General features: G+C 64.3%; 19 protein-coding genes. 8 read left to right on the forward strand and 11 right to left on the reverse strand.

All coding sequences use genetic code 11. From position 1 onward, the window contains the following. Window positions 1–54 precede the first annotated feature (54 nt). Both BHK69_RS09880 and BHK69_RS09885 read left to right on the forward strand, forming a co-directional pair. Entirely contained in the window at window positions 55–744 is a 690-nt protein-coding gene (locus BHK69_RS09880) for a GntR family transcriptional regulator (RefSeq protein ID WP_069689951.1), read from the forward strand. Between the two features lie 122 nt (window positions 745–866). Next, entirely contained in the window at window positions 867–1433 is a 567-nt protein-coding gene (locus BHK69_RS09885) for a helix-turn-helix domain-containing protein (RefSeq protein ID WP_069689952.1), read from the forward strand. Between the two features lie 150 nt (window positions 1434–1583). Here BHK69_RS09885 and BHK69_RS32600 read toward each other — a convergent pair whose 3' ends face one another. Together BHK69_RS32600 and BHK69_RS09895 are read right to left on the reverse strand one after the other, a co-directional pair. Beyond that, window positions 1584–1760 carry a hypothetical protein gene (locus BHK69_RS32600; RefSeq protein WP_158516182.1) on the reverse strand — a complete coding sequence of 59 codons (177 nt, stop codon included), beginning with the start codon at window positions 1758–1760 and terminating at the stop codon, window positions 1584–1586. Between the two features lie 29 nt (window positions 1761–1789). Beyond that, window positions 1790–2065, reverse strand: a complete 276-nt coding sequence (locus BHK69_RS09895) for a hypothetical protein (protein ID WP_069689954.1) — start codon at window positions 2063–2065, stop codon at window positions 1790–1792. Window positions 2066–2091: 26 nt separating this feature from the next. Here BHK69_RS09895 and ligD point away from each other — a divergent pair, with 26 nt between their 5' ends. After that, on the forward strand, window positions 2092–3222 hold the full coding sequence (gene ligD / locus BHK69_RS09900) for a non-homologous end-joining DNA ligase (protein WP_083269230.1): 1131 nt from the start codon (window positions 2092–2094) through the stop codon (window positions 3220–3222). 8 nt (window positions 3223–3230) lie between these two features. Here ligD and BHK69_RS09905 read toward each other — a convergent pair whose 3' ends face one another. After that, window positions 3231–3497 carry a DUF7696 family protein gene (locus BHK69_RS09905; protein WP_069689956.1) on the reverse strand — a complete coding sequence of 89 codons (267 nt, stop codon included), beginning with the start codon at window positions 3495–3497 and terminating at the stop codon, window positions 3231–3233. Window positions 3498–3524: 27 nt separating this feature from the next. After that, a complete protein-coding gene (locus tag BHK69_RS09910; RefSeq protein ID WP_069689957.1) occupies window positions 3525–3875 on the reverse strand; it encodes a hypothetical protein in 351 nt (116 codons plus the stop codon). Window positions 3876–3930: 55 nt separating this feature from the next. Between BHK69_RS09910 and BHK69_RS09915 the strand changes: the two genes are divergently transcribed. The 3 genes from BHK69_RS09915 to BHK69_RS09925 all read left to right on the forward strand — a co-directional run bounded on the left by BHK69_RS09915 (window position 3931) and on the right by BHK69_RS09925 (window position 5416). After that, on the forward strand, window positions 3931–4335 hold the full coding sequence (locus BHK69_RS09915; protein ID WP_158516183.1) for a hypothetical protein: 405 nt from the start codon (window positions 3931–3933) through the stop codon (window positions 4333–4335). Between the two features lie 174 nt (window positions 4336–4509). Further along, window positions 4510–5241, forward strand: coding sequence for an SOS response-associated peptidase (locus BHK69_RS09920; protein WP_069689958.1), 732 nt, complete (start codon window positions 4510–4512; stop codon window positions 5239–5241). Continuing rightward, window positions 5216–5416, forward strand: coding sequence for a hypothetical protein (locus BHK69_RS09925; protein ID WP_069689959.1), 201 nt, complete (start codon window positions 5216–5218; stop codon window positions 5414–5416). The genes BHK69_RS09920 and BHK69_RS09925 overlap by 26 nt, the downstream gene beginning before the upstream one ends. 29 nt (window positions 5417–5445) lie before the next feature. On the opposite strand, the gene BHK69_RS09930 is transcribed toward BHK69_RS09925, so the two are convergent. The 4 genes from BHK69_RS09930 to BHK69_RS09945 all read right to left on the reverse strand — a co-directional run bounded on the left by BHK69_RS09930 (window position 5446) and on the right by BHK69_RS09945 (window position 8650). Then, window positions 5446–5835, reverse strand: coding sequence for a DUF4031 domain-containing protein (locus BHK69_RS09930; RefSeq protein WP_069689960.1), 390 nt, complete (start codon window positions 5833–5835; stop codon window positions 5446–5448). A gap of 200 nt (window positions 5836–6035) precedes the next feature. Beyond that, entirely contained in the window at window positions 6036–6218 is a 183-nt protein-coding gene (locus BHK69_RS09935) for a hypothetical protein (RefSeq protein WP_069689961.1), read from the reverse strand. Between the two features lie 257 nt (window positions 6219–6475). Further along, window positions 6476–8185 (reverse strand): pilus assembly protein TadG-related protein, encoded by a 1710-nt coding sequence (locus BHK69_RS09940; RefSeq protein ID WP_069693526.1) that lies wholly within the window; start codon window positions 8183–8185, stop codon window positions 6476–6478. Between the two features lie 36 nt (window positions 8186–8221). Next, window positions 8222–8650: a TadE/TadG family type IV pilus assembly protein gene (locus BHK69_RS09945; protein ID WP_069693527.1), complete on the reverse strand. Its 429-nt coding sequence runs from the start codon at window positions 8648–8650 to the stop codon at window positions 8222–8224. Between the two features lie 191 nt (window positions 8651–8841). On the opposite strand from BHK69_RS09945, the gene BHK69_RS33090 reads away from it, so the two are divergent. Beyond that, window positions 8842–9219 carry a hypothetical protein gene (locus BHK69_RS33090; protein WP_069689962.1) on the forward strand — a complete coding sequence of 126 codons (378 nt, stop codon included), beginning with the start codon at window positions 8842–8844 and terminating at the stop codon, window positions 9217–9219. Then, entirely contained in the window at window positions 9216–10673 is a 1458-nt protein-coding gene (locus tag BHK69_RS32850; RefSeq protein ID WP_069689963.1) for a methyl-accepting chemotaxis protein, read from the forward strand. Before BHK69_RS33090 ends, BHK69_RS32850 begins: the two co-directional genes overlap by 4 nt. 118 nt (window positions 10674–10791) lie before the next feature. Here the strand turns inward: BHK69_RS32850 and BHK69_RS09960 are convergent, their stop codons facing one another. The 3 genes from BHK69_RS09960 to BHK69_RS09970 are packed head-to-tail and all read right to left on the reverse strand — an operon-like array spanning window position 10792 to window position 14005. Further along, a complete protein-coding gene (locus tag BHK69_RS09960; RefSeq protein ID WP_069689964.1) occupies window positions 10792–12009 on the reverse strand; it encodes a phosphopentomutase in 1218 nt (405 codons plus the stop codon). Between the two features lie 2 nt (window positions 12010–12011). Continuing rightward, entirely contained in the window at window positions 12012–13637 is a 1626-nt protein-coding gene (locus BHK69_RS09965; RefSeq protein ID WP_069689965.1) for an ABC transporter ATP-binding protein, read from the reverse strand. Further along, window positions 13634–14005, reverse strand: coding sequence for a type II toxin-antitoxin system VapC family toxin (locus BHK69_RS09970; protein WP_244548453.1), 372 nt, complete (start codon window positions 14003–14005; stop codon window positions 13634–13636). Before BHK69_RS09970 ends, BHK69_RS09965 begins: the two co-directional genes overlap by 4 nt. Between the last annotated feature and the right edge of the window lie 29 nt (window positions 14006–14034).

The following is a 14034-nucleotide window of genomic DNA, read 5'->3' on the forward strand; positions in this document are numbered from 1 at the left end:
GTTGTCTTCTGTGTCCTGATCGGGCAACTGTCGTAGAAACAGGAAGAATGACCGATGAATTCGACTGAGCGGCCGATGCTGGTCGATCGTCCGGGGAAGACCCTTCGTGAATTGACTTTAGAAAAGATGCGCGAGGCGATCCTCGACATGCGCTTCAAGCCGGGCGCGCGACTTGTCGAGCGCGATCTGTGCGAGCAACTCGGGGTCAGTCGAACCATCGTCCGCGAGGTTTTGCGCCATCTCGAATCGGAAGGGCTCGTCGCGACGCTTCCCAATCGCGGTCCGATCGTGGCCAAGACCACGCCGGATGAAGCCAAGCAGATCTACGAGATTCGCGGTGTGCTCGAAGGCATCGCGGCCAAGGCCTGTGCGGAAAACCAGCAGCCTGGCGTCGTCGCAACGCTCGAAAGCCGGCTTGCGAACATCCGCGCGGCCTATGCCGAGAATGCGATGTCGACGGTCCTCGCCGAGACGACCGAATTCTATCGCCTGTTGTTCGCAGCCTCCGGCAAGGACATCGCCTGGGGCATCGTCAGCTCCATCACCGTGCGCATCAATTATCTGCGCTCGATGACGATCAAGACGACGGGGCGCAATGTCGAGGGTCCCAGGCAGATGCAGAACATCGTCGACGCGATCCGGGCCGGCGACGGTGAGGCGGCCTATAATGCGGCGCTGACGCATGTCCGCAACGCCTCGTCGATCGCCCAGGGCTTGCTTTCGGAGCAGGCGGACGCGATCTGAGGGCGAGGGGGTCAGATGCTCCCGCGCAGGATCAATTCGAGGTCGATGGCTTGCTGCGGAGACGCCATGATGCAGAGCGGCCCGCTTTTGATTTTCCGGATCCGTCCACTATCGTATTACGCATGGTGAAATCTGACGGCATCGATCAGCGCATTGGCGCTCGCATTCGCATCGAGCGGGAGGGCAGGGGCTGGTCGCTGTCCGATCTCGCCGAAAGGGCATCGGTATCCCGCGCCATGATCTTCAAGGTGGAGCGGGCCGAGAGCAGCCCGACGGCGACCTTGCTCGGCAAGCTTTCCGGAGCCTTCGGCCTGAGCATGTCGACGCTGATGGCGCGGGCCGAGATGCAGCAGGGGCGGCTGCTGCGGAAGGCCGATCAGCCGCTATGGGTCGATCCGCAGACCGGCTATGTGCGCCGCCATGTCTCGCCGCGCTCCGACCTGCCGCTCGACCTGGTGCGCATCGAATTGCCGGCCGGGAGGGAGGTGCCGATGCCCGCTTCTGCCTACGCCTTCATGCGCCAATTGATCTGGATTCTGGATGGAGAGCTGATCTTCATCGAAGGGCAGACGCGGCATGACATGAAGGAAGGTGATTGCCTCGAACTCGGCCCTCCCAGCGATTGCGTCTTCAAGAATGAGAGCGATCGGAGCTGCGTCTATGCTGTCGCGGTGCTGAGCAATTCCTAAAGCTCCCGGCGCTCTTCGGAATCAAAGCTCGGGAACAGGGCAATGGGACGGCGCGCGCTTTGGAGCGATGGTTCGGCTTCAGGAATTTATGAGCAGTCGCCATGACGTCATGCAGCTTATCGTGCAATTCCACCAGTCGTATTCATTCGTCTAGTAGTTCGCGACGGCTTTCATCATCGCGAGGCGGACGCCCTGAGTGGTGTCGGTGACGGTCTCGCACTCCCGGCCGCGGGTGACCTTCAGCCGCCGCTTCAAGCCAACGCCAGAATGGCTTAGTCTTGCGGTGACCTTTGCCGTCGTCGAGCGGATGCGTTTGGCGATCCGCACGGCGGACAATCCACGCACGCACTACATGATCATGACAGCACCAAACCTTCCGGGGCGGGCTCGTCGCAGCGGCTGATGACTTTTCCGGTCGAAACGATTTCGAACTTGCAGCCGTCGATATATTTAGCCGGTGTGCCGTCTTCGAGCGTGTAGCTCGTGACAGCGAGCCCCCGGAACATCTGCCAGACTATGACGCAGTAGGTGTTGCCGTCGCTGTCTTTGCAGCGCTCGCGGTAGAGCTCTCGTTTGCGCCCTCGAACTTCACGGGACGGGCGATCGATGTGGGCGGCGCGCGCTGCACTCATGGGACACCTACGCGACCAAACTCTCCATGCTCAACCGCTTGCGAACGCCTCGGTTCCTGAGGTTGGAACGAATCTTATGCATCTTCGTTGGCGAGTCGGTTGCGTGGAGTCTTGGTGTGTGTGCGCGTCGTGTGTTGCGCTCGGGCCCGGTGTCCGAGGTGGTGCGAGGGCCGGCCGCGCGGCGGCGGGACAGTCGACAGCGCGGCCTGCTCTTCGATCCCATGCCTGACCGTGTCGAGCCCTGCCTGGCGCTCCTGACGTCCAGGCCGCCCGTCGGTGACGACTGGGCCTATGAAGTGAAATGGGACGGCTACCGGCTTGCTGTTCATCTCGAGCCTGGCCGCAGGGTCCGGATACTGACCAGGGGCGGTCACGACTGGACGCTCCGCTTTCCCACGATCGCCCACGATATGCGCGAACTAGGTGTCGAGAGCGCCATCGTCGACGGCGAGGCCGTGGTCCTCGATGAACGTGGCGCTTCCGATTTTGGCGCGCTGCAGCAGGCGTTGGGCGGTCGCGGCGGCAAGCGCTCCGCCGCGGGCGCGCTGCTCAATGCCTTCGATTTGCTCTATCTCGATGGCCGCGATCTAAGGGCGCTTCCCCTGTCCGAACGGCGGCGCATGCTGATCGCTCTTATCGGCAAGCAGCACAGCTCCATCCGCCTCAGCGAGGAGGTCAATGCGGAGGGCGCGCCCTTTCTCAAGCTCGCCTGCGAGATGGGACTCGAGGGGATTATCGCCAAACGGCTCGACGCGCCTTATCGCTCCGGCCGCGGCGGCGAATGGCTCAAGATCAAGTGCATCCAGTCCGAGACGTTCCTGATCGTCGGCTGGGAGGCCTCACCCGGGGCGCTTGGCGGGATCGGCCGGCTGCTCCTGGCTGCCCGGCTCGGCAAGGCTCTGGTCTATGTCGGTAGCGTCGGGACGGGTTTCACGGTGAGGACGGCGAGTGTGCTGCGCCGCCGGCTGATGAGCATCCTGATCGAGAAGCCCGCAGTCACTGGCATCGCCAAGAAGGGCATGCGCTGGGTCGAGCCCACCCTTAAGGCCGAGGTCGCTTTCCGCGCCTGGACGAACGACGGCAAGCTGCGCCATGCATCATTTAAGGGCATTCGCGATGACGCCGACGCCGGCGAGATCTATCAGCTGGACGGCTAGGACAGATCTCAGCCCCGCTTTCTGATCTCGGACAGCCGCTGGATTTCTGCCCGCAGCGCCGCGACGGCAGCCTCACCTCGAACACCTTTGATTCCGCGCGCGTCGCGGTCGGCCGAGCCGGTCACACCGTCCAGCATCGCGTTGCGCGCGGGCGGCGGCAGCTCAAGCAAATAGGCAATCTCGCATTCGTGCTTCCACTCTTCCGACCATGTCGAGACCTCGCGGCCGGCGAGGTGGGAATAGACGAGGGGTGGATTGTCGGGCGGCCAAGGCATAGGCGAATCTCCAGAAGTTTCCGGAGACTACTTCCCGCGGTCGGTTCCGTCGCGCTTCAGCATCATAGCGACATACCAGGGCCGCGCCCGGAGCTCGGCCATGTGCTGGAGATGGTCCTGCCATCCTCTCTCGCCGATGTGCTCCCGGTAGCGATCCCACGCCGCGCGGAAATCCGCCATAGCCGCTTCCCGCGTCTCGGCTCTGCCGCTTTTGCTGATCGGCGCGGGGTCTTGAACCGTGATCGACCATTGCCAGCGGTGGCCCGTGAATGGCTGGATTATCGAGCCGACGACCTCGCCTTCACAGTAGACGGACCACATCCGCCCATCCTCGTCATGCTCCATGCGCTGAAGGACGAGCGTCTCGACGGCGACCATGGCTTGACTCTCTGCTCTCGCGTGTTCTCTTTATGTTCTCATTTTCGAGAGCGCAATGATGAACCCAGCCGGGGCGGGGCCTTCCGCCATTCCACCATCCCTCGACACGACCTTGATGCAGTACGCGTGGGTGGTGATCCGATTCCGCTGCCATATCTGCAAGCGGGCCGGCGATGCGCGCCTGGCGGTCTGCGCGCAGCGCTATGGAGCCAATGCGACGCTGGGGTCGCTGCTCGGCGTGTTCATGAGCCGTTGCCCTTATGACCCGCACAACCCGGCGCGAAAGCCCCAAAAATACAGCTATCGCTGCGGCGCCTATCTGCCGGACGTGATGCGCAGCGGCCCGCCGGACCTGCCGCCCGCGATGATGGGCTTGACCTTGATCGAGGGCGGCAAGGGCGACATGCTGCCGGCCAAGCCTGGTGCGGAGCCGCACCGGCGCAGGGTGGGCGACACCTAGAGGATTAGGAACAGCATGACCAATGCAGTCCGGCCGAGATGGATTTTGATTTTGAGGGTGATGTGAACATTCGCGCGCATTGAAGTCTCCTAAAGGGGTGAGACCACCTAAGCCCGCGATGGTTGAGGCGATGAACTCGGGCAGTTGCCCTCCAAGTCAGAAAGATGGGCGACGATGTGTAACCTCTACAGCATGACCCGCAGCGTCGACGCGATGCGCAAGCTGTTCGCGAAATTCGACGCGCCGGAGACCAACCTGCCGCCCCTGCCGGGCATCTTCCCGGACTACGAGGCCCCGATCATCCGCAACGAGGCGGACGGCCCGCGCCTGGCCATGACGCGCTGGGGCATGCCGAGCTCGAAGCTGGCGCTCTTCGAGGCAGCGAGCCGGCGCGCCGACAGGCTGCGAACCAAGGGCAAGGTGGTCGACTTCGACGCCCTGCTTCCGATGGAGCCCGACAGCGGCACGACGAATGTCCGCAACACCAACAGCGCCCATTGGAAACGCTGGCTCGGTGTCGATAATCGATGCCTCGTGCCATTCACCAGCTTTAGCGAGTTCAACCGCGACGCCGGCGGCGATATCTGGTTCGCCCTCGATGAGGATCGGCCGCTCGCGGTTCTCGCCGGCATCTGGGCGCCGCAATGGACCAGCGTCCGCAAGGTCAGCAAGGGGCTGGAAACGATAGACCTCTTCGCCTTCCTCACCACGACGCCGAACGCTGAAGTCGGGGCCGTGCACCCGAAGGCCATGCCGGTCATCCTGACTACTCCGGAAGAGTGCGAAGCCTGGATGACGGCGCCCTGGGAACTTGCGCGGGGGCTTCAGCGTCCTCTCCCCGACGGTACGCTGGAGATCGTCGCACGTGGCGTGAAAAAAGATGAAGCTGGATATCTCCAAGAGTGAGTTGGACGCTCGCATTGCGATCCTGCGCAGGGACATCTCCGAGTTGACCGCGCAGGCGACCCGGGCGTCTGGCGCCGCAGCGGAAGAGCGATTGGCCGCTCGAATCGAAGAGCAGCAATCCCGCTTGGATGATCTGCTGAAGCAGCGGGAGGCCATGGAAGAGAAGACGGGCTGAGAAAGGCCTGTCCGACTGAAGCCGCCCTATTAGAGGGCGGCGAGGTCGCTTAGCCACATCCTGCGCGGCAGCTTGCGGCAAGCCTCAACCTGGGCGAGGCGCTTCCGGCCGCGCGCGACCAGTTCGGGATTGCCCGATGCGAGGTCGAGCCGGGCGACATGCTCGACCGGGCCGTATTTGTCGGTCTGCACGGCGCCCGCCAGAAGCGCCATCGCCTTCATCGTGAGCGAGATGTCGAAGTGCAGCCACGAGGCTTTGCGCGCTTTGCCTTCCGACAGCGTCGGGTGGCCTTGGATCCAATTGCTGTCGAGGCCAATACGGCTGGCCATCTCCAGCAATTCCTCCAGGCTGTCGGCCCACATATGGCACATGATCATGCGGCCGAACTGGTGACGGGCGTCGTCGACATAGACGGTCATGGCTTCACTCCCCGGCGCCTATATTCCTCGAGAACTTCAGGAACCGGCAGGTCCTCTACGCGACAACCCATCCGAATGGCCAGATCATGAAGATGCTGATGAAGCATGTCACCACGGAGCTCGGCCTCTCCTTGCATTTCTGGCCGCCGGGTTCGCTGAATTCCATCTGCGTCGCTGCAACCGTCATCTTCTGGCTCTGATCAGCGCGCCAGCACGATGTGATCGCCGAGATAGGCTGTCTGGGTCGCCGCCCGGCAGGCGCGCTCGACATGATAGCGGTCACTATCGCACAGCTCTGCAAGCGAGAGAATCGCTCCGGGTAGAATGGGCGCCGATGCCGGATGCGGGGACGAGGACAGCGGCATTTTCGTCAGCTTTTCCATAGCTCAAACGCAAATCTCATCGCGAGGCCGCCCGGCCGGTTGCTGTCGCCGCGGGGATGATCGGCTCCGTGGCGATACCGCAGATATGCAGCGCTCCAACACGTTATCGGCGCGTGCACCGGCTGCGAAGATACTGTTGTCAAGAACAAGGTCGAGGGTGTCTGCCATCGGATGCTTGAGGCCGTCTGGGCTCTCAAGGAAGGGAATGGCTGCCTTGCTGGCCGAGTGCGATCACCGGCCGAGCGAAGCGATTCTAGCTAGCGCACCAGCAGGGAGCCGCCGCAGCGCACACCGGTGACCCAGCTATCGGCCTGGCCGAGGCCGATGCCGAGCGTTCCCAGCACCCCGGTGAGCAATTGGTCGATCGGAGTCGCCGCCGCCGTGACGATGCCGCTGACGAGGTTTCCGACGCCGCCGAGGTCCAATCCCAGCGGGTCGAGACGGACCACGAGATCGCCGAAGAGGCGTGACAGCAGGCTCGCAGTGAAGTTCTGCGTCGAGGTCGTGCGCTTGTCGCCGCGCAGGATCTCCGGATAGGTGAAGCTCACCGGCGTTTCGGCCAGGTTCGTCATGGTCGCATGCGCCCGCAGCGTCACCTTGAAGAGGCCAAGGACGTTCAGGACCACGGCGGCGGGTGGGTTCGGGGCCGTGCTGAAATTGTTGAAATCCGTCAGCGAAACCTGCCCGATCCAGGCGTCGACCACGGCCGGTGTCACGCCGAGCGTGACGCGGGAGGTGGTGACGTCGCCGGCGTTGCACTGGACGCTCGTGAGCTTTGCCGTCGCAGCCGCGAGCTCGAGATAGAGCGGCAGGCTCACCAGCGAGGCTTGTCCGCTGCCGACGAGGTTGATCGTCAGCAGCAGGCGGGTCTGGGCGGTGTGGACGGTCGCGCCTGCCCGCCCGACACTGACGAGGCTCGTACCCACCGGCCGCTCGCCGATGGCGAGCTTGAGCGAGACCGCCGCGATGCCCGGGATGTTGATGGAAAGCCCCGTATCGATCTGGCGCGTGCCATTGGAGATCTGGGCGACCGCCGAGACGAGGTCGAGGGCTGAGAGCGAAGCCACGATCGGCCCCGGCAGCGACAGCGCTGTCTGGCCGGCGGGGCCAAACGAGATCAGCTTGGTCAGGTCGACGCGCTGCGTCGAGCTGGCCGTCGCCGTGGCCAGCCGCGAGAGCGCGTCGTTCGCCGTCACGCTGCTGGTGCTGTTGTCGCGGGCGGCCTGCTGGGCGGCGTAAAGCACGTCGCCGAGTTTCACATTGGCCTTCAGCACGTCGTCATAGGTCACGGCAGACAGATTTGCGCGCACCGCCAGGTATTTGGAGAATGTGAACAGATCGATCCGCGCCTGCGCCAGCCCGGTGTAGTCCATCACGGAAAGCGAGACGCTGCTGCCCAGGAGCGAGCTGAGCAGGCTGTTGAGGAGGCCGCCGTCCAGCTGTGCCAGCCGCGAGCCGACCGCGAAGGCGGCCTGCGCATCCTGCACCGCGATGGCGCTGCTGCCGATCGGCACGTCGCCGCTCGAGAAGCTCGCCAGCGTCGTGCTCGCCTGAGCCGTGCTTGGCGGGCTCGCTGCGAGAACGCGGCCGAGCATCATCTGCGTGACGCCGCGCATCTCGACCTTGACGGCGTTGGCTGTCGTTCCCGTGCTGGGCGTGAAGCGGTTGTTGACCGGTATGGTCGAGTCGGCGTTGTAGATGCCGGTCTGCACGGCCAGGACGGTATTTGCCGGGTAGCCGTTTCTGCCGGCGGTGGCCTGCGCGGCAGCCTTGGCGCGCGGCAGATCCGCCGCCGCTGCAAGCGCCGAGAGATCGTTGGCGGTCTGTTGCCGCCTCTTCTCATAGAAGAAGCTGCCGACATCGACCGCCATCGCGCCAAAGCCGAAAAGGACGAAGATCCCGGCAGCGAAGAGCAGGGCCGCGCCACCGCGCTCGTTCTTGGCAAAAGCTTTGAAGCTGCGATTCATCACGGCCTCCTGCGGGAGCGAGAGCAAAGATCTGGGTTAATAGCCGCCGCGCTGGATGACGGCTCGACGCACAACCGTAGGTGGTGGCAACGAGGCAAGCGAAGCGAGGCTCTGGAAGAGCGTTCCGGACATGTCATAGGCCACAGCGACCGTGAAGGTCTGCTGCGGTGCGCCGCCCTGGGCTGTCGTCACGCTGACCTTGGCCGGATCGATGAAAGCGTAGGAGGATGCGTTTGCCGTGACGAAAGCACGCGCGATCTGGTCGCGTTCGGCGTCGGTTACGCCGGAAACGGAGGCGCGCGCGGCTTCGGAGGCGACTTGCTGGATGCCGTGGTAAATGCCCAGAACGTAGCCGTAGCCGATGATGCCGAAGATCATCAGAAGAAGCACAGGCGCGATCATCGCGAATTCGACTGCGCTGGTGGCGGCTTCGTTCCGACGGAACCGGCTTGCTGAGGTCCACATGGCATGCACCTTACGGTATTTAAATACTATCTACAGTTGTAATCTTCAACCTCTTAAAAATAGTAAACGGCAGCGCTAAAAATCATCGTGGTTAGGCTTTGCCTTCATCTTTAAGTAAAACTTTACGGGAGTGGCCCCAGTTCATCCGGAACGGCGCGAATTGCTTGGCGCCCCGGAGAAACCTACGTCCCATGACATCGGGAAGCCTGATTGGAGCCTCCGCCAATAGCGGGCGGGTTGCGACCCTGCGGGATGGCTGCATCGTGGCGCTGGCGCTCGTGGCTGTCAGCCTTGCTGCCATGCTCAGCTTGCCTCAGGCCCCGCTCGGGCGGGCCGTGCCGCAGGCGATCATCTTCCCACCATGGATGCCGCAGCAGGACGCGATGGCACAAAGCCTCGCGGCCGGGCATCGCGTCCTGCGCGGTGGCATTTCACCTTTCATCGTGATCGTGGCTGCTGCCGAAGCTGGTGCCGAGACTGCCAGGCCGCGAGGCGCCTTGCTGATGCTGGCGCTCGATGGACTCGCCGGCTGTCTCGACTCCCGCGCGTCTGCGGAACCATCCCTATGATCTGGACCTTGACGGGCATTCGTGTCGCCGTCGCGCGCGTGCTGCTGGGGCTCGCATTCCTGCACGTGCCGATCCTGGTGCTGAGCATCTGGTTCCGCGGTGGAGACATCCTGCTGCCAGCGTCCTGTGCCTTCCTGCTGGCTGCGGGCGCCCTGCTGCTCTACATGCGCTGCGGCGTCGCCATCGTCACGCAGCTCGTCATCGCGGTCGTGCTGATCGGCCAGGTCTCGATGCTGGTCTACAGCTTCGCCGGCCATCCCTGGCAGCCCGACACGCATATGTACTATTTCGCGGTCCTGGCCTTGCTCGCCGGTTTCTGCGACTGGCGCCCCATCATGATGGGCGCCGCCTTGACCGCGCTGCACCACCTCACCCTGCAATACATCCTGCCGTCGGCCGTGTTCTATCAGGGCGGCAGCCTCCTGCGCGTGCTGCTGCACGCCGTGATCGTCATCATCGAAACCGTGTTCCTGGCGGCTCTTGCCGTGATCCTGGGACGCATGTTCGCGACCAACGAAAACAACCTGCAGCGCGCCAACGAGATCGCCGAGCGCGAGCGGATGGCGGGCGAACGCGAAAAGCGCCAGGCGGAAGAGCTCGGGCGGCGCGCCGAGGCGCTGCGCGAGATCGTCCAGAGCTTCCGCTCCCAGATGGAGCGGGCCATGGCGGTGCTCGATCGCTCGGCCGAGACCATGCAGGGCGGGTCGCGCGAACTGACCGGCACGTCGGATCAGGCGCGCCAGCAGATGGCGTTGGTCTCGGAGGCCGCGGATGCGACGACGCGCGGCATCGATCAGCTCGCCAATGCGAGCGGTCAACTCGCGGAATCGATCGGTGAGATCGGCCGAAACGTCTCGCATTCCTTCGACGGTTCCAAGAACGCAGCCGATCTCGCGCGCCGCGCCAGCGATGAAATCGAGGTACTTGCCCGCAACAGCGAGAATGTCGGGGCCGTCGTCGAGATCATTCGCGGCATTGCGGCGCAGACCAGCATGCTGGCGCTGAACGCCACGATCGAGGCGGCGCGTGCCGGCGAGATGGGGCGCGGCTTTGCGGTTGTCGCCAGCGAGGTGAAGACATTGTCGGCGCAGACCGCTCGCGCCACCGACGAAGTCTCAGGCCAGATCCATGCGATGCAGATTGCCTCGCAGCGCTCGCTCAAGGCCATCCGCGACATCGTCGGGGCCATGGGCGAGGTCGAGAACGTGGCCGAGGCGATCGCGGTCGCGGTCCATGAGCAGGATCGGGCGACCGCCGAGATCGCGCGCCAGGTCCAGCTTTCCTTCGAGGGTGCCAGGCGCGGTGTCGGCGTCGTCGGCAATTTCGAGTTGATGACGGTGCGCACGCATGATGCGGCGGAGCAGCTGCAAGAGGCAGCCGATGCGCTTGCCGCGCAGGCTCACAGCATCCGCCACGAGGTCGCGGCGTTCTGCAGCCTGGTCGCGGCGGCTTGACGCCGTCGATCCAGAGTATTTTCGCATTTCTCCGAAACGCGAAAATACTCTACATCCTTGTTTTATCGCATTTTCTTCACGCGAACCGGTGTCCACTTCGCTCGAAAATGCTCTAGCCCTACCAGGGGCGCCCCGGCCCCACCACGCCGATGCCGAGCCAGCTTCCCAGCGTCGCCGCGATGTCGGCGAAACTTTCACGCCGGCCGATCAAACCTGGCGCCACGTCAGGGCCGAAGGCGAGAATCGGCGTGTGCTCGCGCGTATGGTCGGTGCCCGGCCAGGTCGGATCATTGCCATGATCGGCGGTGATCATCGCGATATCGCCCGATCTCAGCCTGGCCTCCAGGCGCGGCAGAGACGCGTCGAAGGCTTCCAGCGCGGCGGCATAGCCCGGCGCGTCGCGGCGATGGCCGTACTCGCTGTCGAAGTCGACGAGGTTGACGAAGCAGAAGCCGCCATCGGGCAGGCGCTCCAGCGCCTCCAGCGCGGCCTCGAACATCGCGGCATTGCCGAAAGGCTTGATCTCTTCGCCGGTCGCGCGATGAGCGAAGATGTCGCCGATCTTGCCGACGGTGATGATCATGCGCCCCTGTGCCGCCAGCCGGTCGAGCAGGGTCTCGCCAGGTGGCGGGATGGCGAAATCCTTGCGGTTCCCGGTGCGCTTGAAGGCGTCCTCGGTCCTCCCCAGGAAGGGCCTTGCGATCACGCGGCCGATCTTCAGCGGGTCGACGAGGAGGCGCGTCTTGCGGCAGAGCTCGTAAAGCCGCTCGAGCCCGAACAGCTCCTCGTGAGCTGCGATCTGGAGCACGGAGTCGACCGAGGTGTAGCAGATCGGCTTGCCCGTCCGGATGTGCTCTTCGGCAAGCTCATCGATGATTGCGGTGCCCGAGGCATGCTTGTTGCCGAGGATGCCGGGCAGGGCGCCTTGCTTGACGATCGCGGCAACCAGGTCGGGCGGGAAGGAATTCTCCAGCGCGGTGAAATAGCCCCATTGGAACGGCACGGGGCAGCCGGCGATCTCCCAATGGCCGGACGGCGTGTCCTTGCCCTGGCTGATCTCGACGCCGTAGCCGTATTGGCCTTCGGGAGCGACAGGCTTGACGATGCCGGCGAGCGGTTTGCCGGTGGAGGCCTCGCAGGCATGGGCGAGGCCTAATCGCACCAGATTGGGCAGCGTGAGCGGCCCCTTGCGCAGGCCCGCACGGTCGCCCCTGCCATCGCTACAGGCTTGTGCGATATGCCCCAGCGTATCAGCGCCGGCATCGCCGTAGAGATGCGCGTCCCGCGCTGCGCCACAGCCGACGGAATCGAGCACGATCAGGATGGCGCGGGCCATGCTCATTCCCTCACGGCGGCGACGCCGACAGGTTCGAGGTTGAGCGCGGCTGCGAGCAGGGCCTGGGTATAGGCCTCGCGTGGCCGGGCGAAGATCTCTTCGGCCGGCCCCTCCTCGACAACCCGGCCGTTCTGCATCACGACGACCCGGTGCGAGAGCGCCCGCACGACCTTGAGGTCATGGCTGATGAAGAGATAGCCGAGCTTGCGCCTGGCCTGGAGGTCGCGCAGCAATTCGACGATCTGCGCCTGAACCGACATGTCGAGCGCCGAGGTCGGCTCGTCCAGCACGACGAATTTCGGATCGAGCGCCATGGCGCGTGCGATCGCGATGCGCTGGCGCTGGCCGCCGGAGAATTCATGCGGGTAGCGGTCCATCGCGCTTGGATCGAGCCCGACATCATCGAGGGCCCGGGCGACGATCTCGCGTCGCTGGGCATAACTCAGCCCGCTCTGTTGCACGGTCAGGCCCTCGGCCACGATCTCGGCCACCGACATGCGCGGCGAGAGCGAGCCGTAAGGATCCTGGAAGACGACCTGGAGATCCCGGCGTTTCGGCCGGACGGCGGCGCTGGCGAGCCCGTCGATCCGGTCGCCGAGGAAGACGATCGGCCCCTCCGACGAGATCAAGCGCAGGATGGCGAGGCCGAGCGTCGTCTTGCCGGAGCCGGATTCGCCGACGACGCCGAGCGTCTCGCCCTCGCGTACCCTGATCGTGATGCCGTCGACCGCCTTCACATGGCCGGTGGTGCGGCGCAGGAAACCGGATTTGATCGGGAACCAGATCTTCATCGGTCCGGCTTCGAGCAGCGTGGCGGCGCCCTCCGCGACGGGCGCCGGGCGACCTTTCGGCTCGGCTGCGAGCAGCCGCTTGGTGTAGTCGTGCCGGGGATTGCCGAAGATCGCGCCGACTGGTCCCTGCTCGACGATCTGGCCCTTGAGCATGACGCAGACCCTGTCGGCGATGCGCCGGACGATGCCGAGATCGTGGGTGATGAACAGCATCGCCATGCCGAGCCGGCCCTGGAGCTCCTTCAACAGCTTGAGGATCTGGGCCTGCACCGTGACGTCGAGCGCGGTCGTGGGTTCGTCGGCGATCAGCAATTCAGGTTCGTTGGCGAGCGCCATCGCGATCATCACGCGCTGGCGCTGTCCGCCCGAAAGCTGGTGCGGATAGGCCTCCAATCGGCTTTCCGCGTCGCGGATGCCGACCAGCGCCAGGAGTTCGAGCGTGCGGGCGCGCGCGTTGTCGCCGCGCAGGCCTTTGTGCAGCTCGAGGATCTCGCCGATCTGCCGCTGGATCGTGTGCAGCGGGTTGAGCGAGGTCATCGGCTCCTGGAACACCATGGTGATGTCGTTGCCGCGCACCTTGCGCATCGCATCCTCATCGGCCGCGATCAGGTCCTGGCCGTTGAACATCACCTTGCCGGAGGGGTGGTGCGCGGAGGGGTAGTTCAGCAGCTTCAGGATCGAGAGCGCCGAGACCGATTTGCCCGAGCCGGATTCGCCGACGATGGCGAGCGTCTCGCCCTTGGCGATCTGGAAGGAGATGCGGTCGACAGCCAGCGTCTCGCGCCCGCCCTGGCGGAAGGCGACGGAGAGATCCTGGACGGAGAGGAGGGGAATCATGTCCAAACGTCTAGATCCTCGACTTGATCGATGTCGATCCGCGTCATGCCATTCGGCAATCGGATCCTCTTGTCTGATGATATGAAGAGCGTGCAGGTGCTATACATGGCGGTAGCCACATGGATTGCATCCGCGCCCTTGCTCGCCGTGGTCGCTCTAATATCGGCACTGCGGCGCAAGACATCCCGGCCGACGGGAACGACGGTAAGGTAGTCGTCGGATACCAGCATCTCTTCGTAGAATTTCGCTAGCCCAGGCTGGGACTGTTTCAACGGGCCAACAAGCACCTCTGCAAGGGTGAGTTCGCTAGTGTAGAGGTGAACCAAATTCTCGGAAGCCATCTCGATCAGGAAGGCAAGCGATCCCACACCGCCCTCGATAGAGCGTATGATGGCGT

The organism is Bosea vaviloviae (assembly GCF_001741865.1).
GTDB lineage: Bacteria > Pseudomonadota > Alphaproteobacteria > Rhizobiales > Beijerinckiaceae > Allobosea > Allobosea vaviloviae.

What these genes read in the sequence shown, in the direction of transcription:
- BHK69_RS33090 (WP_069689962.1), top strand. Translation starts at nt 8,842, where the DNA reads ATGACATCGGGAAGCCTGATTGGAGCCTCCGCCAATAGCGGGCGGGTT.
- BHK69_RS09915 (WP_158516183.1), top strand. Translation starts at nt 3,931, where the DNA reads ATGATGAACCCAGCCGGGGCGGGGCCTTCCGCCATTCCACCATCCCTC.
- BHK69_RS09920 (WP_069689958.1), top strand. Translation starts at nt 4,510, where the DNA reads ATGTGTAACCTCTACAGCATGACCCGCAGCGTCGACGCGATGCGCAAG.
- BHK69_RS09925 (WP_069689959.1), top strand. Translation starts at nt 5,216, where the DNA reads ATGAAGCTGGATATCTCCAAGAGTGAGTTGGACGCTCGCATTGCGATC.
- BHK69_RS09960 (WP_069689964.1), bottom strand. Translation starts at nt 12,009, where the DNA reads ATGGCCCGCGCCATCCTGATCGTGCTCGATTCCGTCGGCTGTGGCGCA.
- BHK69_RS09910 (WP_069689957.1), bottom strand. Translation starts at nt 3,875, where the DNA reads ATGGTCGCCGTCGAGACGCTCGTCCTTCAGCGCATGGAGCATGACGAG.
- BHK69_RS09940 (WP_069693526.1), bottom strand. Translation starts at nt 8,185, where the DNA reads ATGAATCGCAGCTTCAAAGCTTTTGCCAAGAACGAGCGCGGTGGCGCG.
- BHK69_RS09880 (WP_069689951.1), top strand. Translation starts at nt 55, where the DNA reads ATGAATTCGACTGAGCGGCCGATGCTGGTCGATCGTCCGGGGAAGACC.
- BHK69_RS09885 (WP_069689952.1), top strand. Translation starts at nt 867, where the DNA reads ATGGTGAAATCTGACGGCATCGATCAGCGCATTGGCGCTCGCATTCGC.
- BHK69_RS09905 (WP_069689956.1), bottom strand. Translation starts at nt 3,497, where the DNA reads ATGCCTTGGCCGCCCGACAATCCACCCCTCGTCTATTCCCACCTCGCC.
- BHK69_RS09945 (WP_069693527.1), bottom strand. Translation starts at nt 8,650, where the DNA reads ATGTGGACCTCAGCAAGCCGGTTCCGTCGGAACGAAGCCGCCACCAGC.
- BHK69_RS09895 (WP_069689954.1), bottom strand. Translation starts at nt 2,065, where the DNA reads ATGAGTGCAGCGCGCGCCGCCCACATCGATCGCCCGTCCCGTGAAGTT.
- BHK69_RS09930 (WP_069689960.1), bottom strand. Translation starts at nt 5,835, where the DNA reads ATGACCGTCTATGTCGACGACGCCCGTCACCAGTTCGGCCGCATGATC.
- BHK69_RS09935 (WP_069689961.1), bottom strand. Translation starts at nt 6,218, where the DNA reads ATGGAAAAGCTGACGAAAATGCCGCTGTCCTCGTCCCCGCATCCGGCA.
- BHK69_RS32850 (WP_069689963.1), top strand. Translation starts at nt 9,216, where the DNA reads ATGATCTGGACCTTGACGGGCATTCGTGTCGCCGTCGCGCGCGTGCTG.
- BHK69_RS09965 (WP_069689965.1), bottom strand. Translation starts at nt 13,637, where the DNA reads ATGATTCCCCTCCTCTCCGTCCAGGATCTCTCCGTCGCCTTCCGCCAG.
- ligD (WP_083269230.1), top strand. Translation starts at nt 2,092, where the DNA reads ATGCTCAACCGCTTGCGAACGCCTCGGTTCCTGAGGTTGGAACGAATC.